This window comes from Antarctobacter sp., assembly GCF_965277915.1.
In the GTDB taxonomy this organism is placed as follows: Bacteria; Pseudomonadota; Alphaproteobacteria; order Rhodobacterales; family Rhodobacteraceae; genus Antarctobacter.
Genome location: NZ_OZ255849.1, coordinates 3,454,481 through 3,474,250, shown reverse-complemented (window position 1 = coordinate 3,474,250; position 19,770 = coordinate 3,454,481). Strand labels below are relative to the sequence as shown.

Annotated in this window: 19 protein-coding genes; 7 read left to right on the top strand and 12 right to left on the bottom strand. The window is 65.2% G+C overall.

Annotated features, from left to right (window positions below; translation table 11 throughout):
* Positions 1–45: 45 nt before the first annotated feature.
* The 5 genes from rodA to ACQY5B_RS17795 all read right to left on the bottom strand — a co-directional run bounded on the left by rodA (position 46) and on the right by ACQY5B_RS17795 (position 5,708).
* A complete protein-coding gene (gene rodA / locus ACQY5B_RS17815) occupies positions 46–1,185 on the bottom strand; it encodes a rod shape-determining protein RodA (RefSeq protein ID WP_420328177.1) in 1,140 nt (379 codons plus the stop codon).
* Entirely contained in the window at positions 1,182–3,125 is a 1,944-nt protein-coding gene (gene mrdA, locus ACQY5B_RS17810; protein WP_305968843.1) for a penicillin-binding protein 2, read from the bottom strand. The genes rodA and mrdA overlap by 4 nt, the downstream gene beginning before the upstream one ends.
* Entirely contained in the window at positions 3,122–3,661 is a 540-nt protein-coding gene (locus ACQY5B_RS17805) for a rod shape-determining protein MreD (protein WP_420328179.1), read from the bottom strand. Before ACQY5B_RS17805 ends, mrdA begins: the two co-directional genes overlap by 4 nt.
* Positions 3,654–4,574, bottom strand: coding sequence for a rod shape-determining protein MreC (gene mreC, locus ACQY5B_RS17800; RefSeq protein WP_420328180.1), 921 nt, complete (start codon positions 4,572–4,574; stop codon positions 3,654–3,656). The genes ACQY5B_RS17805 and mreC overlap by 8 nt, the downstream gene beginning before the upstream one ends.
* Positions 4,575–4,670: 96 nt before the next feature.
* Positions 4,671–5,708, bottom strand: a complete 1,038-nt coding sequence (locus ACQY5B_RS17795; protein WP_371931771.1) for a rod shape-determining protein — start codon at positions 5,706–5,708, stop codon at positions 4,671–4,673.
* 503 nt (positions 5,709–6,211) lie between these two features.
* Here ACQY5B_RS17795 and ACQY5B_RS17790 point away from each other — a divergent pair.
* The 3 genes from ACQY5B_RS17790 to ACQY5B_RS17780 all read left to right on the top strand — a co-directional run bounded on the left by ACQY5B_RS17790 (position 6,212) and on the right by ACQY5B_RS17780 (position 9,836).
* Complete coding sequence (locus ACQY5B_RS17790; protein WP_305968846.1) at positions 6,212–6,616, top strand: hypothetical protein; 405 nt, start codon at positions 6,212–6,214, stop codon at positions 6,614–6,616.
* Positions 6,617–6,782: 166 nt separating this feature from the next.
* Entirely contained in the window at positions 6,783–9,290 is a 2,508-nt protein-coding gene (locus ACQY5B_RS17785; RefSeq protein ID WP_420328182.1) for a GcvT family protein, read from the top strand.
* 96 nt (positions 9,291–9,386) lie between these two features.
* Positions 9,387–9,836 (top strand): YtoQ family protein, encoded by a 450-nt coding sequence (locus ACQY5B_RS17780; RefSeq protein WP_305968848.1) that lies wholly within the window; start codon positions 9,387–9,389, stop codon positions 9,834–9,836.
* Positions 9,837–9,876: 40 nt separating this feature from the next.
* Here ACQY5B_RS17780 and ACQY5B_RS17775 read toward each other — a convergent pair whose 3' ends face one another.
* Positions 9,877–10,578 carry a glutathione S-transferase family protein gene (locus ACQY5B_RS17775; protein ID WP_420328183.1) on the bottom strand — a complete coding sequence of 234 codons (702 nt, stop codon included), beginning with the start codon at positions 10,576–10,578 and terminating at the stop codon, positions 9,877–9,879.
* Positions 10,579–10,705: 127 nt separating this feature from the next.
* Here ACQY5B_RS17775 and mscL point away from each other — a divergent pair, with 127 nt between their 5' ends.
* Positions 10,706–11,131: a large conductance mechanosensitive channel protein MscL gene (mscL, locus tag ACQY5B_RS17770; protein ID WP_305968850.1), complete on the top strand. Its 426-nt coding sequence runs from the start codon at positions 10,706–10,708 to the stop codon at positions 11,129–11,131.
* Between the two features lie 73 nt (positions 11,132–11,204).
* Positions 11,205–12,092: a cation diffusion facilitator family transporter gene (locus ACQY5B_RS17765; RefSeq protein WP_420328185.1), complete on the top strand. Its 888-nt coding sequence runs from the start codon at positions 11,205–11,207 to the stop codon at positions 12,090–12,092.
* 13 nt (positions 12,093–12,105) lie between these two features.
* Here the strand turns inward: ACQY5B_RS17765 and ald are convergent, their stop codons facing one another.
* Positions 12,106–13,224 (bottom strand): alanine dehydrogenase, encoded by a 1,119-nt coding sequence (gene ald, locus ACQY5B_RS17760; RefSeq protein WP_420328186.1) that lies wholly within the window; start codon positions 13,222–13,224, stop codon positions 12,106–12,108.
* A gap of 135 nt (positions 13,225–13,359) precedes the next feature.
* Here ald and ACQY5B_RS17755 point away from each other — a divergent pair, with 135 nt between their 5' ends.
* The gene (locus ACQY5B_RS17755; protein ID WP_305968853.1) at positions 13,360–13,818 is read left to right on the top strand and encodes an Lrp/AsnC family transcriptional regulator; all 459 of its coding nucleotides are present in this window, start codon (positions 13,360–13,362) and stop codon (positions 13,816–13,818) included.
* 257 nt (positions 13,819–14,075) lie between these two features.
* Here ACQY5B_RS17755 and ccoS read toward each other — a convergent pair whose 3' ends face one another.
* The 5 genes from ccoS to ACQY5B_RS17730 all read right to left on the bottom strand — a co-directional run bounded on the left by ccoS (position 14,076) and on the right by ACQY5B_RS17730 (position 19,296).
* On the bottom strand, positions 14,076–14,237 hold the full coding sequence (gene ccoS / locus ACQY5B_RS17750; RefSeq protein WP_043136439.1) for a cbb3-type cytochrome oxidase assembly protein CcoS: 162 nt from the start codon (positions 14,235–14,237) through the stop codon (positions 14,076–14,078).
* A gap of 10 nt (positions 14,238–14,247) precedes the next feature.
* Positions 14,248–16,434, bottom strand: coding sequence for a heavy metal translocating P-type ATPase (locus ACQY5B_RS17745; RefSeq protein WP_420328187.1), 2,187 nt, complete (start codon positions 16,432–16,434; stop codon positions 14,248–14,250).
* Position 16,435: 1 nt separating this feature from the next.
* The gene (locus ACQY5B_RS17740; RefSeq protein ID WP_305968855.1) at positions 16,436–16,900 is read right to left on the bottom strand and encodes a FixH family protein; all 465 of its coding nucleotides are present in this window, start codon (positions 16,898–16,900) and stop codon (positions 16,436–16,438) included.
* Entirely contained in the window at positions 16,900–18,327 is a 1,428-nt protein-coding gene (gene ccoG / locus ACQY5B_RS17735; protein WP_305968856.1) for a cytochrome c oxidase accessory protein CcoG, read from the bottom strand. Before ccoG ends, ACQY5B_RS17740 begins: the two co-directional genes overlap by 1 nt.
* A 93-nt stretch (positions 18,328–18,420) precedes the next feature.
* Positions 18,421–19,296 (bottom strand): LysR family transcriptional regulator, encoded by an 876-nt coding sequence (locus ACQY5B_RS17730; protein WP_420328188.1) that lies wholly within the window; start codon positions 19,294–19,296, stop codon positions 18,421–18,423.
* A gap of 99 nt (positions 19,297–19,395) precedes the next feature.
* Here ACQY5B_RS17730 and ACQY5B_RS17725 point away from each other — a divergent pair, with 99 nt between their 5' ends.
* Positions 19,396–19,551: a hypothetical protein gene (locus tag ACQY5B_RS17725; protein ID WP_420328190.1), complete on the top strand. Its 156-nt coding sequence runs from the start codon at positions 19,396–19,398 to the stop codon at positions 19,549–19,551.
* Positions 19,552–19,770: the final 219 nt, after the last annotated feature.

Below are 19,770 nucleotides of genomic sequence, written 5' to 3'. Positions count from 1 at the left end.
ACGGGCCAAGGGAAAGCCGGTGCACCGGGCCGGGTGCAGCCCGGATCACCTTGGCCGGTGGATATGGGCGCTTTGCACCAAGCCAAAGGCCAGCATCAGGACCAGCATGGCAGACCCGCCGTAACTGACCATCGGCAGCGGCACGCCGACAACCGGCGCCAACCCCATGACCATCGACATGTTCACGGCGAAGAACAGGAAGAAGGTCAGCCCGATGCCAAGGATCAGCAGCGAAGAGAACCTGTCACGGTTCTGCAGGGCCGCCACGATGCAGAACAGCAGGATCAGCACGTAGAGCGCCAGCAGGGATACGCCGCCGACGAAACCGAACTCTTCGGCCAGCGTGTTGAAGATGAAGTCGGTGTGTTTCTCGGGCAGGAAGTTCAGCCGCGACTGCGTGCCCTGCATGAAACCGCGCCCCGTCCAGCCGCCCGAGCCCATCGCGATCTTGGCCTGGGTGATGTGATAGCCCGCGCCCAGCGGATCCTGTGACGGGTCAAGGAATGTGTCGATACGGCGGAACTGGTAATCCGCCAACAGTTGCCAATCGGTGCCGCGGCTCTGGAACACGGCCCAGATGGTGCCGATGCCAGCGCTGATCACGGTGGCAAAATACAGCCAGTGCACCCCGGCAAGGAACATTATCAGCCCGCCTGCCGTCATCAACAGGATCGCCGTCCCCAGGTCCGGCTGGGTCAGGACCAGGCCCGTGGGTACAAGAATGATCAGGATGGGAACCAGCACCCAGAGCGGCCGCGACGTCCGCGACAGCGGCAGCCGGTCATAGTAGGCGGCCAGCAGCATGACCATCGCGATTTTCATCACCTCTGAGGGCTGCAACCGCATGAAGCCGAGGTCGATCCAGCGCTGCGCGCCCATGCCCACGGCACCGAACAGCTCGACCATCACCAGAAGGCCAAGCGCGCCGAAATAGGCGACCAGCGCCATGTTGCGCCAGAACCATATCGGCACCATCGCCACGACGAACATCAACGCCAGGCCAAGGCCAAAGCGTTTCATCTGGGGTTCGGCCCAGGGGCTGAACGATCCGCCCGCGACCGAGTAGAGCATCAGGAAACCGATACCCGCCACCGCCGTCAGCAAGACGATCAAGGGCCAGTTCAGGTGCAGGATCTTGCGCCAGCCGGTGGGGACCGTCTTGACGTTGTATTCAAGATAGGTCACGCGCTGTCGCTCCCTTGCGCGCGGCGCTCGGCGCGTTCGCGCGCCAGCCGCTCCTGCTGGGCCTTGATGCGGCGTCGGTCCGCCGTGGGATAGGCCTCGAGCGGGGGATCGCCCTTGTAAAGCGCCTGCAGCGTGACGTCGCGGGCAATCGGGGCCGCCGCGGTGCTGCCGCCGCCTCCGTGTTCCACAACCACCGAAACGGCAATCTGTGGCGCCTCTGCCGGGGCGAAGTTCACGAACAGCGCGTGGTCACGCCGTTCCCAGGGCAGGTCGTCGTTCGAGGTCACACCGCGTGCACGTTCGGCGGCGGTGATGTTGCGGACCTGGCTGGTGCCCGTCTTGCCGGCCATGCGCATTTCCGCGGCGTTGATGCGCGACCGGTAGGCGGTGCCGTGGCGGTGGTTCGACACCGCGAACATGGCGCGGCGGATCTGGCGCAGGTGGTTTGGGTTCAGCCCAAGATCGGCCCCCTCCAGGTGCACGGTCTCGATGCCGTCGACGCTCTTGACGAGGCGCGGCGTCACCGCCTTGCCGGTTGCGATGCGCGCCGTCATGACCGCCAGTTGCAGCGGCGAGGACAGGACAAAGCCCTGGCCGATCGAGGCGTTGACAGAGTCCCCGATCACCCAGTCCGCGCCGCGGTTGAGCCGTTTCCAGTTCTTGTCCGGGATCAAGCCGCTGGTCACGGCGGACATGGGAATGTTATGCGCCTCGCCCAGCCCGAGGCGTCGCGCCATGCTGGCGATCCGCTCGATACCCACCTTCAGTGCCATTTCGTAGTAATAGACGTCGCAGCTTTCGCGAAGGCTCTGCTCCAGCGTCATGTGGCCATGCCCGACACGCTTCCAGCAGTGGAACTTGCGCCCGCCGACCTCGAGATGGCCGGGGCACCAGACCGTGTCTTCGGGTGTCATCAGACCTGCGTCCATCGCAGCCAGCGCCGTGACCATCTTGAAGGTCGAGCCGGGCGGATAGGCGTCCTGCACGGTTTTCGAGGCCAGGGGGCGGTGGTCGTTGTCACGCAACTCGCCGTAGTCGGCCACCGAAATCCCGCGCACGAACTTGTTGGGGTCGTAGGACGGGGCCGAAGCGATGGCCAGCAGGTCGCCCCGGTTGACGTCCATCACCACGACAGAGGCGCTTTCCTGGCCAAGGCGCGCCTGGACGTATTCCTGCAGCGCCGTATCGACGGTCAACTGCAGGTCGGCGCCGGCCTCGCCCTCGCGCCGGTCCAACTCGCGCATGACGCGGCCCACGGCATTGACCTCGACCCGCTTGGCGCCGGCATTGCCGCGCAGCTGTTCCTCGTATTTTGCCTCGACGCCCACCTTGCCGATCTGGAACCGGGGGATGCGCAGCACCGGCGGCGGATCCTCGTAGCGCGACAGGTCGCGTTCCGAGACCGGTCCGACATAGCCCGCCACATGGGCATAGAGATCGCGATTCGGGTAGACGCGGCTCAGGCCCACCTCGGGGGTGACGCCGGGCAGGGCAGGGGCGTTGACCGCGACACGGCTGATGTCCTCCCACCGAACGCGGTCGGCGATGGTGACGGGAAAGAAAGGCGCCGTGCGCTCCATCTCGGCCAGGGCGCGGTTCAGGTCGTCCTCGTCCAGTTCCACCAGTTGGCCCAGGCGCCGGATCACCGTGGTCACATCACCCGCGTCCTCGCGCGTCAGGGTGATGCGGTAGGTCTGTTCGTTTTCGGCGATCACCCGGCCTTCGCGGTCGAAGATGCGGCCGCGGGCAGGGGGAATGAGCCGGATGTTGATTCGGTTTTCCTCTGCCAGCAGGCGAAACTCATCCGCCTGGTCGACCTGCATGTGGCGCATGCGCAATGCCAGAACCCCGGCAAAGCCCAGCTGCAGCCCGCCAAGGATCAGCCCGCGACGCGTGATGCGGCGGGCACTGTCGGCGGTTTCGCGTGGGCTTCGTCTCATAGCGGGCGTCCCGTGTGATCATATTCGCCGGGCGTGCTGCGCCGCACGCCAAGTGCAAGGTAGCTGACCGCGGCCACCAGGGGGTAAATCGCGACCGTCATACCATATTGCATCACCCATAGAGAAAGCATTCCCGGCGTCACGATCAAGAGTGCGAGAGTGACGCGGTAGATCACGGTGATGACCAGAAGGCCGGTGGCGGCGGTCAGCCATTCGGCGGCAAAGGTGTTCTCGCGCACATGCCGGCCCCGCACCTTGAGCCACTCGGAGGTCAGCAGCACCAGCAGCGCCCAGAGACCGGGCGGCCGATGAAAGAGGAAATCCGCCAACAGCATGACCCCGGCGATGGACAACATCGGCACATAGTCGGGCCGCCGCAGCGCCCAGGCAAAGGTCAGCGCCGTCAGGACGTCCGGCCCCGCGATGCGCGACGGCATGATCTGCAGCGGCAACAGGTGGACGAAGAAGATCGCCAATGCGAGCGCCACGTAGGTGGCCCGCATGGTCCAGAGCCGCGCCGGGCTGTTCTCAGCCATCGCCGGGCGTTCCCGGAGCTGCGGCGGGCGGTGGCGTACCGGCGTCGGGCAGCACCTCCGGCAGGATCAGCGACGAGGGCGCCTCGACCCGGCGCGCGCCGTGGTCGCGCAGGACGCGCAGGAATTCCAGCTGTTCATAGTCGGCGGCCAGACGTACGCGAAGCCGCCCGCCGGGATCCTGCGCCACCTGCCCGATCAGGAGGCCGGGGGGAAAGACCTCTCCGTCGCCGGTGGTCACGATCCGGTCGCCGGGGCGCACGAGGTCCGGGTTTTCCAGGAAGTCGATGGGCGGGGCAGAGGTGTTGTCGCCCGCGATGATGGCGCGCTGGCCCGAAGGCTGGATTTCCGCCGGGATGCGCGATGTCGCATCGGTCAGCAGGATCACGCGGCTGGTATTGGCACCCACCCCGGACACACGGCCCACCAGCCCGATGCCGTCCATCGTTGCCCAGCCGTCCACGATGCCGTCGCGCCCGCCCACGTTGATCAGCACCGACTGCCGGAACGGAGAGCCGGAGTCCGCCAGCACCACGGCCGTGATATAGGTCAGGCGCGGGTCCAGTCGCACATTGTTGAGATCGCGCAGCCGGGCGTTTTCCTGTTCCAGCTGGAGCGCCGCCTCTTTCCACGCGGTCATCTTGCGCAGCTCGCGACGCAGCTCCTCGTTCTGCTCAAATAGCTGTTGATAGCTCTGGAAATCGCGCACCAGCCGGATGGTGGCCGTCACCGGCGCCATCGCCCAGTCCATGCGCGGCACCACGGCGTCGACGACCTGCGCGCGGAACCGTTCCACGCGCGGGCTGTCGATCCGCCACAGCAGGAAGAACCCGAAGAGCACCAGCGCAAGGACGACAAGCAATAGCCGCTTGAGCGGGCCGGTGAAGTCGTCGGATGCGTTGCGGTCGCTGGCCAAGTGTCTCTCGCGTCAGGTTTGGCGGATGATACAGGGACCCGGCGCTTCGGTACAGCGGGTGCCGGCCAACTGCCGAGGCACCCGTCCCGGTCGCCGTCAGCTGTCGTAGTCGATGGCGTGGCGCAGCTGTTTTTCGTATTCCAGCGCCTTGCCGGTGCCCAAAGCCACGCAATTGAGCGACTCGTCGGCTATGGAAACGGCCAGTCCGGTCTGCTCGCGCAGCGCCAGGTCCAGGTCCCCCAGCAGCGCGCCGCCGCCGGTCAGCATCACGCCCCGGTCGACGATGTCGGCCGCCAGGTCCGGCGGCGTCGCCTCGAGTGCCGTCATCACCGCCTCGCAGATCGCCTGCACGGGTTCGCTCAGCGCCTCGGCCACCTGGGCCTGGCTGATCTCGGTTTCCTTGGGGACACCGTTCAGCAGGTCACGGCCGCGGATCTGCATGGAACTGCCGCGCCCGTCGTCGGGCATCCGGGCGGTGCCGATGGAAGTCTTGATGCGTTCTGCGGTGGATTCGCCCACCAGGAGGTTCTGCTGGCGGCGCAGGTAGTTGATGATCGCCTCGTCCATGCGGTCACCCCCTACGCGCACGGAACGCGCATAGACGATGTCGCCCAGCGAAAGCACGGCGACCTCGGTGGTGCCGCCGCCGATATCGACGACCATGTTGCCGGTTGGGTCCGTGATCGGCATGCCGGCGCCGATGGCCGCGGCGATGGGTTCGGCGATCAGGCCCGCCTTGCGCGCCCCGGCCGACAGCACCGATTGGCGGATGGCGCGTTTTTCGACCGGTGTCGCGCCATGCGGCACGCAGACGATGATCTTGGGCTTGGAAAAGGTCGAGCGGCGGTGAACCTTGCGGATGAATTCCTTGATCATCGCCTCGGCTGTGTCGAAATCCGCGATCACGCCTTCGCGCATCGGGCGGATCGCCTCGATGCTGCCGGGGGTCCGGCCCAGCATCAACTTGGCGTCTTCGCCCACGGCCAGGACTTTCTTCTGGCCGTCCTTCACATGGTAGGCGACCACCGAGGGCTCCGACAGGATAACGCCCTTGCCCTTGACGTAGACCAGCGTGTTCGCGGTCCCCAGGTCAATGGCCATGTCCGAAGAAAACAGGCCCAGGATGCCATCCATGCCAAACATATTGCTCTTGCCCCATTGCCTCATTGGCCCGCGACTCTGCCAGTCCGGGCCAGCGCCGTTATAGGGCTGAGCCACTCGATGCGGAAGGGGGGCAGGGGGGCAAATCAGCGGGGAATCGCCGCATGTCGCCTTGTCAGGCAGGCGAAATCAGGGTGGTGGACTTTTTTGCCGGATCTCTGCCGGCCATGCCGCGGGGCATCGGGCGTGGCCCGGGGTTTGTCAGATTCAGGTCGGGCAGGGGGCGTTTCGTCCCGCAAGTGCGTGCAGAGTGCCAAGCCGGTCTGCCCGGCAAGGGCGAGCGTGTCGAAACCCTTGCGCGTGCCATTCCCAACTCCCGTGCAACCCATAGGGGATCTGCTGGCCTTCAAGCCGGGTACGCGTTTGGCGTCACGACACCGAAAGCGGAAAAATCGAAAGAGCGAAAAGGTTTGACAGGTTCCAGAGCCAGAGCGGAGACTGGAATCTTACCAGGCGTCAACGCGAGAGGCATTCCAATGAAACCACTGATTTCCATGATCCTGGCCTGCATCGTGGCCAGCCCGGCAGTCGCGGATTCCTGCTGGGATCATAACGGATCCATCATGCGCCTGACCGATCAGGGCAACAACCGCTGGTTCTGGTACGAAACGACGCCACACAGTTGGCAGTATCCGGCGGGCGTGACCCCCGGCACGCTGCTGTTCAATGGCTGGAAAAACGGCGAGTGGTACAGCGGTACGGCGCGGCGGTTTTCCAAGTATTGCCCGAGTACGCCGCTGGAATACCATGTCGAGGGGCCGGTCCTGCAGAACCCCCTTCGCGTTCAGGTCACGGGGCAATACCAGGTTCAGAGGAATTGCCAGCCGACCGGCGAATGGCGCACGGATACGCTGGTCTTTACCTACCGTTACCAGTGCTAGGAACAGGTGCATGACGCATGAGAAAGGCCGCGGCGCCTTTCCGCGGCTTTTTGCGTGCACAGCGATCTTCTTGCGCGTCGTTTTCCCCGCATGACGTGTCGGGCGCGCGCGGCGCCGGGATGTGCGGCGCGGTATTGAAGGGAAAATGAACCCGGAGAGTCGCGTCATGAAAACCCATGTCAAAGCTTTGGTCGTCGGCGGTGGCGCCGTCGGCACCTCGATCGCCTATCACCTGGCCAAGGCCGGCTGGGAAGACGTCATGCTCGTCGAGCGTGATGAGCTCACCTCCGGCTCGACCTGGCACGCAGCGGGCCTGCTGCCGCTGTTCAACATGTCCTATGCGACGACCCACATCCACAAGTACTCGGTGGATTTCTACAAGACCCTCGAGGAAGAGACCGGGCTGAATGCCGGTTTCGCCGTGGTCGGCAACCTGCGCATGGCCCAGACCGATGAGCGTATGGACGAGTACAGGCTCTATGCCTCGACCGCGGAAACCTGTGGCGTGCCCTACGTCTGGCTGACCCCGGACGAGATCAAGGAACGCTGGCCGCTGATCAACACCGAGGATCTGAAGGGCGCGCTGTACCACCACACGGATGGCTACATCAATCCGGCCGACGTGACGCAGGCGATGGCCAAGGGCGCCCGTCAGCGCGGCGTCGAGATCGTGCGCAAGCTGCAGGCCGACAGCTACAACTGGACCGGCACGCACTGGGAAGTCACCTGCACCAAGATGGTGGAAAAGGGGGGCAACCTGGTCGAAAGCGACGAGACGGTCACGATCACCGCCGAGCATGTTGTCACCGCTTCGGGCAACCACGCACAGCGCACCGCAAGATTGCTGGGCATCAAGATCCCCGCGATCCCGGTCGAGCACCAGTTCATCGTCACGGACGCGGACCCCGCGCTACAGGGCTGGCGGGCCGAGGGCAACCCCGAGCACCCGGTCATCCGCGACGCAGACGCGCAATCCTACGTCCGCGAAGAGCGGGGCGGCTGGATCCTGGGCGTCTACGAGAAAAACGCGCCCGCCTGCTTTGAATACGGCGTGCCGGACAGCTTCCGCGCCGACCTCTTCCCGCTCGACCTGGAACGGATCGAGGAGCAGTACATGGCGATGATCCACCGGATGCCCTCCTGCGAGGAATCCGGCCTCAAGGACGATTTCAACGGCCCGATCTGCTACACGCCGGACGGTAACCCGCTGGTCGGCCCGGCCCCGGGCCTGCGCAACATGTGGCTGGCAGAGGGGTTTTCCTTCGGCATCACCGCCGCGGGCGGCACCGGGTACTACCTCGCCCAGATGATGGTGGACGGCGAAGCCGAGATCGACATGGCCTCGCTCGACCCGAAACGATACGGTCAGGACTGGATGACCACCGAGTTTGCCGCGCGCAAAAACGAAGAGTGCTACGACCACGTCTACATCCTGCACCACCCTGACGAGGAACGCCCCGCCTGCCGTCCGCTGCGCACCGCGCCCGCATATGACCGCCAAAAGGCCAGGGGCGCGCAGTTCGGGTTCGTCAATGGTTGGGAGCGTCCCAACTACTACGGCCCGCTGGATGCGCCGGAGAACTTCGACCACGATGCGCGCAGCTTTCGTCGCGGCGGCTGGTGGCAGTATGCCGTGGAAGAGGCGAGGGCCGTGCGCGAGGGCGTGGGCCTGATCGACGCGACCGCCTTTACCAAGCACATCGTCGAGGGGCCCGGCGCGACGCGATTCCTGGACTGGTTCACCTGCAACAAGCTGCCCAAGGTCGGCCGCATCAACCTGACCTACGCGCTGACCAGCCATGGTACGACCCGCACGGAATACACCATCGTGCGCCTGGCCGAGGACAAGTACTACCTGGTCTCGGCGGGGGCGTGGACGTCCTATGACAGCGACTACCTGCGCAAGGCGATCGAGGACAAGCGCGACGAATTCGGCTGGATCTCCTGTCATGACGTGACCACCCAATGGGGTGTCTTTGCCATCGCCGGTCCGAAATCGCGTGACGTTCTGAACGAGATCGTCAAGGATGCTGACCCGTCGACGGTGCTGGGCAACAAGCGCTTTCCCTGGCTGTCGATGCGCAACATCGAACTGGGCATGGTGCCCGTCATGGCGATCCGCGTGGCCTATACCGGTGAGCTTGGCTGGGAGCTGCATCACCCGATCGAGATGCAGAACAACCTGTGGGACCAACTGACCACCGCCGGCGAAAAGCACGGGATGAAGCTGGTCGGCGCCCGCGCCCAGAACTGGCTGCGGCAGGAGAAATCCTACCGTGCCTTCGGCAACGAACTGGGGCGTGACGCGACCCCGCTGGAGGCCGACCTGCCACGCTTTGTCGACCTGACCAAGGAGTTCCACGGCAAGGCCAAGCTGGAGAAAACCGGCGTGCGGTCCAAATGCGTGACGCTGCTGATCGACGGACCGGCGGATGCCGATCCCTGGGGCCGCGAGGCGCTTTATGCGCCGGATGGCACCCGCGTCGGGCGTCTGACATCGGGCGGCTACTCGGTCGCCTTCGGCAAGTCCATCGGCATGGGGTACGTCAAGCCCGAGCTGGCGGTCGAGGGTACGCGACTGAAGGTCAAGATGCTGGACCAGCTCTGGGACGCGACGATCACCCAGGACAGCCCCTACGACCCGAAGAACGAGGTCATCCGGGTCGACGGGTGAGCGTCGGTCGCTCTCGCCTTGCCATGTGCGCAGGGCCGGATATGTTGACAGGAAACAGGGCGCCTTTCGCGCCCTTTTTCATGGGAAGGAGCGGATATGGGACTGAACGTCTATCTCTCGGGCGAGATCCACACCGACTGGCGCGACCAGATCATCGACGGCGCGCAGGGGCTGGACATCACCTTCAACGCGCCGGTCACCGATCACGCGGCCAGCGACGACTGCGGTGTCCAGATTCTGGGCGCAGAGGACAACAAGTACTGGCATGACCACAAGGGCGCGATGGTCAATGCCATCCGCACCCGCAAGGGGATCGCGGACGCGGACGTGGTCGTTGTGCGTTTCGGCGACAAGTACAAGCAGTGGAATGCCGCCTTTGACGCGGGCTATGCCAGCGCACTGGGCAAGTCGCTGATCATCCTGCAACCGCCGGAACACGATCACGCCCTGAAAGAGGTCGATGCCGCCGCGCTGGCGGTGGCGCGCACGCCGCAGGAGGTCGTGCAGGTCTTGCGTTACGTCCTGACGGGCGCTTTGCCGGGCTGAGTCTCCGGGGCGGGAAAACCCCGCCCCGGAGCCGGTCAGATCATCCTTCGCGCGCCGGTATCTTCATGCCACGCTTGACGGCCGGACGGTCGAGGAAGCGTTCGAGATAGGCATTGGTACGGGGAAACGAGGTCCAGCCGACCACGTCTCGCGCGCCGTAGAAATCGAGGATGTTCAGCCACGGCGCGATGGCAATGTCGGCGATGGAATAGTCGCCGGCAATCCAGTCCCTGTCCGCCAGCCGGCCTTCGATCACGTTCAACAGGCGCCTGGCCTCGTTGATGTAACGCTCACGCGGGCGCGGATCCTCGATCTCGGCGCCCGCGAACTTGTGGAAGAAACCAAGCTGGCCCAGCATCGGGCCCACCCCGCCCATCTGGAACATCAGCCATTGTGTGATCCGATGCTTTTCACGGGCGGAGTTCCCAAGCAGCGTGCCGCTTTTTTCTGCCAGGTACAGCAGGATCGCACCGGATTCGAACAGGGCCAGCGGCGCCCCGTCCGGGCCGTCCGGGTCGATGATTGCCGGGATCTTGTTGTTGGGGTTGAGGCTCAGGAAGGCATCGCTCTTGACGTCTGCATCCGCCAGCGTGACCTGGTGCGGCTCGTAGGGCATGCCGGTCTCTTCCAGCATGATCGAGGCCTTGACCCCGTTCGGCGTGGGAAACGAGTAGAGCTGGATGCGCTCGGGGTGCAGTGCGGGCCAGCGGGCCGCGACGGGATGAGTGGCGAGATCGAACATTTTCTTGGCCTTTTTCCGGTTTGGGGGAAAGCTAGGCGTGTTTTTCCCGGTTTCACAGGGGCCGGGCTGTGCGATTGCGCAGAACGCATGTGGACAGGCGGATGCGCCGGAAAAGGGACAAAGAGCCATGTTGGAAGAATTCAAGAATTTCATCGCCAAGGGCAATGTCATGGACATGGCCGTGGGTATCATCATCGGTGCGGCCTTTACGGCCATCGTGACCTCTTTGGTCGGCGACATCATCAATCCGGTGATCGCGCTGTTTACCGGCGGCATCGACTTCTCCGGCTGGTTCTACGCGATGGACGGCAATGACTATGCCTCGCTCGATGCCGCGACAGAGGCGGGGACGCCGGTGTTTGCCTTTGGCAAGTTCGTCATGGCCGTGATCAACTTCCTGATCATCGCCTTTGTGGTTTTCCTGCTGGTCAAGATGGTCAACCGCATCAAGGAAGCCGCCGAAAAAGAGGAAGAGCCCGTCGCCGAAGCGCCCAAGGGGCCGACCGAACTGGAAGTCCTGCTGGAGATCCGCGACGCGTTGAAGCGGGGCTGAACGGCGCCCCCGGGTTGCACGGCCCGGGGGCCTTGGCTATCAGGCCGGTGCGACGCGCCTGCCAGGAGATGTCATGCCAAGAGCCGTGAAAATCGCCCTGGGCAGTATCGCTGTCGGGTTTGCCGTGCTTGCGATAAAACTGCTTGCCTGGTGGATGACCGGCTCTGTCGCTCTGCTTTCGGACGCACTGGAAAGCATCGTCAACGTGGCCACGGCCATCGCCGCTTTCGTGGCCGTTCGCATCGCAGTGCAACCGGCCGATGCGGACCACCCCTTTGGCCATCACAAGGCCGAGTATTTCAGCGCCGTCATGGAAGGGGTGATGATCGTCGTGGCGGCGATCATCATCCTGAACGAGGCCTGGGGCGCCTGGAACGCCCCGCGCGACATCGACGCGCCCTTTACCGGCCTGCTGCTGATCGGCCTGGCCAGCATCGTGAACGCGGGTTGGGCCCTTGTGCTGATGCGCGAGGGGCGCAACCTGCGCTCACCCGCGTTGGCGGCCGACGGGCGGCACCTGATGACGGACGTAGTTTCCTCTGCCGGGGTCGCCATCGGCGTGGTCGCCGCCGTTCTGACGGGGGCGCTCTGGCTGGACGCGCTGCTGGCGGCCCTCGTGGCGGTCAACATCCTCTGGTCGGGCTGGCACGTTCTGCGTGGCTCTGTCGGCGGGCTGATGGACGAAAGCGTGCCCGAAGCCGACCTCGAGGCCATGCGCGAGTTGATCTCGGCCCATGCCGAAGGCGCGGTCGAGGCACATGACCTGCGCGCCCGCCACGCGGGGCAGGCGACCTTTGTCGAGTTTCACCTGGTGGTGCCGGGGGAAATGTCCGTCGATGCGGCGCACGATATCTGTGACCGGGTCGAGGCGGCCATGATGGCCGCCTTCGACGGGTGCCGCGTCACGATCCACGTCGAGCCCGAGCACAAGGCCAAGCACAGCGGGATCGTGGTTCTCTAACGTGGACCGGGCCTCAGCCCTTGATCACCAGTTGCGGAGAGGTCACGTCAATGCCCTGTGCCTGTCCGACCGCGTAATAGGTCAGCTTGCCCGCGTGCACGTTCAGACCGTTCAGCAGGTGGGGATCGTCGGCGCAGGCCTGTTTCCACCCCTTGTCCGCCAACGCCAGCATGTAGGGCATCGTGGCATTGCCAAGCGCGATGGTCGAGGTCCGTGCCACGGCGCCGGGCATGTTGGCCACGCAATAATGCATGATGCCGTCCACGTCGTAGATCGGATCCGCATGGGTCGTGGCGCGCGATGTCTCGAAACAGCCGCCCTGGTCGATGGCCACGTCCACCAGCGCTGCACCCGGTTTCATGGATGCGAAATCGGCACGTCTCACCAGCTTGGGCGCCTCTGCCCCGGGGATCAGCACCGCGCCGATCACCGTGTCCGCCTGTTCCAGGTGCTCGGCCAGAAGGCCGGTGCTGGAATAGCCTGTGCCGAAGGTGCCGCCAAAGACGTCGTCGAGATAGCGCAGCCGGGGCAGCGAGCGGTCCAGGACCGTCACGTCCGCGCCCATACCCGCGGCGATGCGCGCCGCATGGGTACCGACGACACCGCCACCGATCACCAGAACGCGCGCCGGGCCGACGCCGGGCACGCCCCCCATCAGAACGCCGCGCCCGCCATTGGCCTTCTGCAACGTCCAGGCGCCCATCTGCGGCGCAAGCCGGCCTGCGACCTCGGACATCGGCGCCAGCAGCGGCAGGCCGCCCCGCTCGTCCGTGACGGTCTCATAGGCAATGGCGGTGCAGCCGGAGGTCAACAGATCCTGCGTCTGCGCTGGATCGGGGGCCAGGTGGAGGTAGGTGAACAGCAACTGCCCCTCGCGCAGCATGGCGCGTTCGGCGGCTTGCGGTTCCTTGACCTTCACGATCATCTCGGCTTCGGCAAAGATCTCGGCCGGGGTCTCGGCCAGCCTGGCGCCAGCGGCGGTGTAATCCTCGTCCACAAAGCCGGCGCCGGCACCGGCGCCTTTTTGCACGATGACCTCGTGACCATGTCCCACCGCCTCGCGGGCGGCATTCGGGGTCAGGCCGACGCGGAATTCCTGGGGTTTGATCTCGGTGGGGCAACCGATCTTCATGTGTTCTCCTCCTGGGGTGTATCCGACAGTATGCCAGCGAAGTCTTGCAAAGGGGTCGCAAGCTCGCGCATTCTGACGGGGCATGGCGCACGAATTTTCGATGATTGATCGTTTGGGGTGGAGGATCTTGCGTATATGACGCTGGATGAGACAGACAGGCGCATTCTGCGCGTATTGCAGCGCAAGGGGCGCATCTCGAACGCCGACCTCTCCGACGAGGTGCACCTGTCGGCCTCGGCCTGTCATCGCAGGGTCCAGCGACTGGAGACCGAGGGCTATGTCCGCGACTACGTGGCGCTGCTGGATGCGCGGCGGATGGGTTTCCCGTCGACGGTCTTCGTGGAAATCACCCTGACGACCCAGGCGGACGAGGTGCTGGAAGCCTTTGAAAAGGCGGTGACGCGGGTCCCGGCGATCCTGGAATGTCACCTGATGGCGGGAACGGCGGACTACATTCTCAAGGTGGTGGCCGAGGATACCGAGGATTTCGCCCGCATCCATCGCCAGTATCTCAGCCGCCTGCCGGGCGTGGCGCAGATGCAAAGTTCCTTCGCCCTGCGCACGGTGTTCCGGACCACGGCCCTGCCGGTGTGAAGGGGCCCAGCTTCGCCGATACTTGCAGCGCCCCAATGCTTTGGCGGTGCCAGCGGCGCGGCGCTGAACCCTTGGAGCCGACGTTGCGACGGGTTGAGCGGGGTCAGGGGCGCTGCCCCCTTTGCGCGTGCCGCGCATTCACCCCCGGAGTATTTTTGCAGAGAAGAAGCCGGAAGGGGGCCGGAGAGGACAGGAGCGTCTGTGTCCCAGGGGGAATGTTCCGATCCGCCAGGCTGTCCGCGCGCGGACTGGGCCTGTCAGTCCTGCTTTGGCCGGTCGTCGTATTCGCCCGACAGGATGCGCTGTGCGTCGCCCTCGGGATCGTCGTACTGGTTCGACCGCAAGGTGAAGACGAAAAAGGCCAGGCCCGCGCCGCCCAACACCAGCGAGATCGGAATCAGGTAGGTCAGGATGTTCATGACAGGCCTCCTATCGCAGTCTCAGCGCGTTCAGCGACACGGTAATCGAGCTGGCCGACATGGCCAATGCGGCAATCAGCGGCGAACAGAGCCCGGCCACCGCCAGGGGAACTGCGATGATGTTGTACCAGGTCGCCACGGTGAAATTCTCGCGGATGCGGCGCGTGGCCTTGCGGGCGGTCTGCACCGCCTCGGGGATCGGCGCCAGCGAGCCGCCCAGCAGGACGATGTCCGAGGCGACGCGCGCGGCGTCCAGAGCCGAGGCCGGAGAGATCGAGGCATGGGCGGCGGTCAGCGCCGCCGTGTCGTTCAGCCCGTCGCCCACCATCAGCACATGCGCGCCATCGCGGCTCATCGTGGCGATGCGGGTGGATTTGTCCTGCGGCAGGGCCTCGGCCATCCACTGCGTGATGCCCAGGCGTTCGGACAGGGACTCGACCGCCCGCGTGGTGTCGCCGGAGATCAGGATGACATTGAGGCCGGCCTCCTGCAGGGCGGTGACGGCCTCTTCGGCCCCGTCGCGCAGCCGGTCGGTGAAGAGAAAGGCCTGGGCCGGCCCGTCCCCGACCCGTAGCCAGGCGGCCGTCCGGTCGGTCTGGACGCCACCGACCCAGCTTGCCCGGCCCAGCCGGACCTCCTGCCCGCGCCAGATGCCCGTGGTGCCGTGGCCCGGGATCTCTGTCACGTCCGTCAGGGGCTCGGGATTGATCCCGGCCTCGCGCGCGGCGGCGGCAAGGGATTGTGACAGCGGGTGGCTGGAGCCTTCGGCCAGCGCCAGCGCGATTTCCAGGTCGCGGCGGGTGAAATCGCCGAGGTTGGTCAGTTCCGGTGTTCCGGAGGTCAGCGTGCCTGTCTTGTCAAAGACAACGGTGTCGACCTGCGCGAGCCGTTCGAGCGCGGTCGAATCCTTGATCAGCAGCCCGCGCTTGAACAGCCTGCCAGAGGAAGCTGTGGTGACGGCAGGCACGGCCAGGCCCAGGGCGCAGGGGCAGGTGATGATCAGAACGGCGGCGGCGATGTTCAGGGCCACGCGCAGGTCGCCCGCGTAGATCAGCCAACCGACGAAAGCCAGCGCAGACAGGATATGGACGCCGGGGGCATAGAGTTTCGCGGCCTGGTCGGCCAGCGAGGTGTAGCGCGAGCGGCCGGACTCGGCCACGGCCACCAGATCGGCCATGCGGTGAAGCGAGGTGTCGCGGCCGACGGCGCTGGCGCGAATGGTCAGCGGGCCGGTCAGGTTGACCTCTCCGGCGCTGACCCTGCGCCCGGGTTCTGCGAAAACGGGCAGGGTCTCGCCCGTCAGCAAGGATCGGTCCAGCTCTGATGTGCCCGAGACGATTTCGCCATCCACCGGCATCCGCCCGCCTGGGCGCACACGGATCAGGTCACCGACGGCCAGTTCGCCCACCGGGACCTGCGTTTCGCCCGCCTCCGTGACGCGCCAGGCGCGGGGCACCTCCAGCGCGGCCAGTTCCTCGGCCGCGGACCGGGCCACAGAGCGCGTGCGGTGATCGAGGTAACGGCCCGTCAGCAGGAAAAAGGTCAGCGCGATGGCCGCATCGAAATAGGCGTGTTCGCCGGAGAGCGAGGTTTCCCAGAGCGAGGTGCCCACCGCCAGCAGGATCGCTAGTGAAATCGGCACGTCCATGTTCAGGCTGCGCGCAGACAGCGCCATCCAGGCGTTCCTGAAGAAGGGCATGGCCGAGAAACCGACCGCCGGAAGGACAATCGCAGCCGAGATCCAGTGGAACAGGTCGCGCGTCGGCCCCTCGGCCCCTGACCAGACCGCGATCGACAGAAGCATGACGTTCATCGCCGCGAAACCGGCAACCGCCAGCCGCATGAGCAGGTCGCGCCCGGCCTTGTCCGTGGCCGTCGCGGAAATCGCCGTGTTGTCCAGTTCATGCGCCTCGTAGCCCGCCCCCTGGACCACCGGGATCACGTCGGCGGCGGTCAGTTCGGGGTCGGCTTCGATGCTGACCCGTTTCATGGTCAGGTTGACACGGGCCGAACGAACCCCGGGGACCTTGTCCAGCGCCCGTTCCACGGCGGACATGCAGGCCGCGCAATGGATCGTGGGCAGCGACAGGACGATATGGGCCTCGCGCGGGGTGTCGTGTTCTGCCAGCGCCTCTGCCGCCGGGGCGGCGGCACAGGCCGGGCAGGCCGAGGCGGGCGGGCGCAGGGTTGCGGTCATCTCAGTTTGCCACCGTCATTTGCAGCCGCTGCTGAAACGGCGTGCCGTCGAGCGCGGTGGCATCCAACCAGACGTCCCAGTTGCCGGGGCGCAGGTCCTCGTAGGCGATATAGGCGTGACCGTTGAAGGCGAACTCGGGCACGCGGTCCTCACGGCCATTGGTGGGGCGGCCGACCTTGGCGGTCAGCTTGCCCGCCTGCACCGGGCGCCCGTCCTCGTCGGTGATCGATAGGATCAGCATGTCTTCCTCCAGCCGCGCCTCGACGGTCCAGCCCAGGGCCTCCTGCGCGGCGCGGCGCTTGTCGAAGGTCTGGCTGGCGACGTAGGAGTTGGCCACCTCGAGCCCGGGGAAGGTGCTGACGGCATTGACCGCCAGCGCGATGTTGACCCCGATGATGATGCCGAAGGCACCGCCGAAGATCCCCAGCACATGCCAGCCGGTCAGCTTGAACTCTTTCTTGGCCATCAGTTCGCCGCTCCGTTGAAGATTGTGTCACTATGGGCCCGGTCGCCGTTGGTCAGATCCTCGACCCAGAACCGGAATTCCGTGCGCTCTGCCTCTGCCGGGCCGGAGTCGGGCGGGGCGATGACATAGACCTTTTGCAGGAATGTCTCGTTGGCGGGCACGTCCACGGTTTCATAGGGTGTGCCTTCCAGTTGCACCCGCAGGTATTCGTTTCCGGTCAGCGAGATCCGGAACGGACGGTCCTCGCCGTGCTTGTTCAGAAGCCGCACGTCGTAGGTATTGCGGATCGAGCCGTCGGACAGGGTCACGAAGGTCGGGTTGCGGACCGGGGCAACCGTCATCTCGATATCCGGCCGGATGAAGAGGGCAAAGACCAGCCCGATGCCGACCAGCGACCACAGCGCCGTATACATGATGGTCCGCACGCGGAAGATATGCTGCCAGATCGGGCGGGGAGTATTACCCTCGCGCTCGCGCGGTTCGTCCGACAGGGCAAGGTAGTCGATCAGCCCGCGAGGCTTGCCGATCTTGGCCATCATGTCGTCGCAGGCGTCGATGCACAGGGCGCAGGTGATGCATTCCAGTTGTTGCCCATCGCGGATGTCTATGCCCATCGGGCAGACGTTGACGCAGGCCATGCAGTCGATGCAGTCGCCCAGGTTTTCGGCGCCCTCGGCCTTGCGGTGCTTGCCGCGCGGTTCCCCGCGCCATTCGCGATAGCCGACGGTCAAGGTGTCCTCGTCCATCATGGCGGCCTGAATGCGCGGCCAGGGGCAGGCATAGATGCAGATCTGTTCGCGTGCGAAGCCGCCAAAGAAGAAGGTCGTCGCCGTCAGGATCAACATGGTGGTGTAGGCCACGGGATGCGCCTGCCCGGTCACGAGATCGACCAGCAACGTCGGCGCGTCGGTAAAGTAGAAAACCCAGGCGCCGCCGGTGGCCAGGCCGATCAGGAACCAGATCGCCCATTTCGTCAGCCGCAGCCGCATCTTGCGAAAATCCATCTTTTCCTGGCGGTGCAGGCGCAGGCGGGCGTTGCGGTCCCCTTCGACCCAGCGTTCGACGAGGATGTAGAGATCTGTCCAGACGGTCTGGGGGCAGGCATAGCCGCACCAGACCCGGCCCAGGGCAGAGGTGAACAGAAACAGCCCCAGTCCGGCCATGATCAGCAAACCGGCGACAAAGTAGAACTCGTGCGGCCAGATCTCGATCCAGAAGAAAAAGAAGCGACGGTTGGCGAGGTCGATCAGCACCGCCTGGTCAGGCAGTTGCGGGCCGCGGTCCCAGCGAAGCCAGGGGGTGATGTAGTAGATGCCCAGCGTGACGATCATGATCACCCACTTGAGGTTGCGGAACTTGCCGCTGACCCGCCTTGGAAAGATCGGTTCGCGCGCTGCGTAAAGGGACGGTGGGTTACTGTCGGACACGGGGAATCGCTCCGTTGGACTCGGGTTCGCGAGCGGTTTACCCAGAGCGGCGGGACAGGAGCTTTGACCTGCATCAATTTTTGAATTTGTGACTCAGCTTTTGCCGGCCTCGCGGCGGAGCCAGGTCAGGAAGGCCTTGAGCGGGGGGCGCGGCACGCCGGGACGCGTGACGATGTGATAACCCTTTTTCCGCTTGTCTTCGAACAGCTTGCGAAGCCGCCCGGCACGAACGTCGTTTTCCACGAAAACCCCAGCGACAATGGCGACGCCCTGTCCGGCACGGGCGGCTTCCAGCATGTGGTTGCCGGGCAGGGCGGTAAAGCCGCGCCCGGCATCGCGGTCGACACCGTGCTGGGCGAACCATTCCGTTGCCTCGTTGGTGCCCAGTTCCTGGAGCCAGTGATAGTCGCGCAGATCGGCGGGTGACGTGATGTCGCGGGTGCCGACAAGGTCAGGTGCGGCGACCACAACGATGGGTGACCAAATCAGCAGGTCGGACTCGAGACCCGGCCAGTTCCCGTCGCCATAACGCAGCGCCATGTCGAATCCCCCGGGCTCCAGCGGTTGCACCAGCGCCGAAGGGTCGATCATCAGGTTGATGTCGGGGTGTTTTTCCCGAAACCCGTTCAGCCGGGGCATCAGCCAGGCAGCAGCAAAGGTCGGCGTGACCGAGATCTGAAGCGGACGCGAGGCATCGGCACCGGTCAGCGCCTCGACGGTCTGGGTGATGGATCCGAAAGCCTCGATCAGGGTACGGCCCAGGGTCTCTCCCTCGTGGGTCAGGGCCAACTTGCGTCCGGACCGGTCCAGAAGGGCGACGCCCAGGTGGCCTTCCAGCGCGCGCATCTGCTGGCTGATCGCAGCGTGGCTAACATTAAGCAAGTCCCCGGCCGCGTTGACAGATCGCGTTTCCGTGTAGGCTGCAAAGGCGCGCAGGGCAGCGAGCGGAGGCAGGGAGGACCAGTTCATATGTAAGCCAGGGTTACACTGCGGATTTATTCCTGAGTCGCATGAGGCGGTCCCTTGCGTCAAGTTGAAGACAGAACAGGACATGCAAAGGAGATCGAGATGTTCGGAATTTTCGCCAAGAGCTTTCTCACCGCCACCCGCAACGAGACACGGGCGCCGCATCGCAACACGCAGGATCTGCCCAAGCTGGGCTGGCTCGACGAGGACCTGCCGTTCCGCAATCATGCCGGACGCCGGAGCGGGCGCGATGATTGACCCGATTGTCTATCGTCCCGACCTTTGGCGCGGCGTCGCAATGCCGACCGGCTGCCGTGCGCCGCGCCCGGACGGTGGACCCCCCGCGGGCACCTTGCCGGTGGATCGTCGGTGAAGGAAATGAAAAGGGCGCTGGTGTCCCAGGAAACGCGCGAACAGGACAGGACACCAGCGCCATGCCCAGCCTTTCAGGCCGGGAAGTCTGCATCGGGATGATGT

Coding starts and splice junctions, on each gene's coding strand:
- mrdA (WP_305968843.1), bottom strand. CDS start 3,125: ATGAGACGAAGCCCACGCGAAACCGCCGACAGTGCCCGCCGCATCACG.
- ACQY5B_RS17805 (WP_420328179.1), bottom strand. CDS start 3,661: ATGGCTGAGAACAGCCCGGCGCGGCTCTGGACCATGCGGGCCACCTAC.
- ACQY5B_RS17795 (WP_371931771.1), bottom strand. CDS start 5,708: ATGGATGGCATCCTGGGCCTGTTTTCTTCGGACATGGCCATTGACCTG.
- ACQY5B_RS17790 (WP_305968846.1), top strand. CDS start 6,212: ATGAAACCACTGATTTCCATGATCCTGGCCTGCATCGTGGCCAGCCCG.
- ACQY5B_RS17785 (WP_420328182.1), top strand. CDS start 6,783: ATGAAAACCCATGTCAAAGCTTTGGTCGTCGGCGGTGGCGCCGTCGGC.
- ACQY5B_RS17780 (WP_305968848.1), top strand. CDS start 9,387: ATGGGACTGAACGTCTATCTCTCGGGCGAGATCCACACCGACTGGCGC.
- ACQY5B_RS17775 (WP_420328183.1), bottom strand. CDS start 10,578: ATGTTCGATCTCGCCACTCATCCCGTCGCGGCCCGCTGGCCCGCACTG.
- mscL (WP_305968850.1), top strand. CDS start 10,706: ATGTTGGAAGAATTCAAGAATTTCATCGCCAAGGGCAATGTCATGGAC.
- ACQY5B_RS17765 (WP_420328185.1), top strand. CDS start 11,205: ATGCCAAGAGCCGTGAAAATCGCCCTGGGCAGTATCGCTGTCGGGTTT.
- ald (WP_420328186.1), bottom strand. CDS start 13,224: ATGAAGATCGGTTGCCCCACCGAGATCAAACCCCAGGAATTCCGCGTC.
- ACQY5B_RS17755 (WP_305968853.1), top strand. CDS start 13,360: ATGACGCTGGATGAGACAGACAGGCGCATTCTGCGCGTATTGCAGCGC.
- ccoS (WP_043136439.1), bottom strand. CDS start 14,237: ATGAACATCCTGACCTACCTGATTCCGATCTCGCTGGTGTTGGGCGGC.
- ACQY5B_RS17745 (WP_420328187.1), bottom strand. CDS start 16,434: ATGACCGCAACCCTGCGCCCGCCCGCCTCGGCCTGCCCGGCCTGTGCC.
- ACQY5B_RS17740 (WP_305968855.1), bottom strand. CDS start 16,900: ATGGCCAAGAAAGAGTTCAAGCTGACCGGCTGGCATGTGCTGGGGATC.
- ACQY5B_RS17730 (WP_420328188.1), bottom strand. CDS start 19,296: ATGAACTGGTCCTCCCTGCCTCCGCTCGCTGCCCTGCGCGCCTTTGCA.
- ACQY5B_RS17725 (WP_420328190.1), top strand. CDS start 19,396: ATGTTCGGAATTTTCGCCAAGAGCTTTCTCACCGCCACCCGCAACGAG.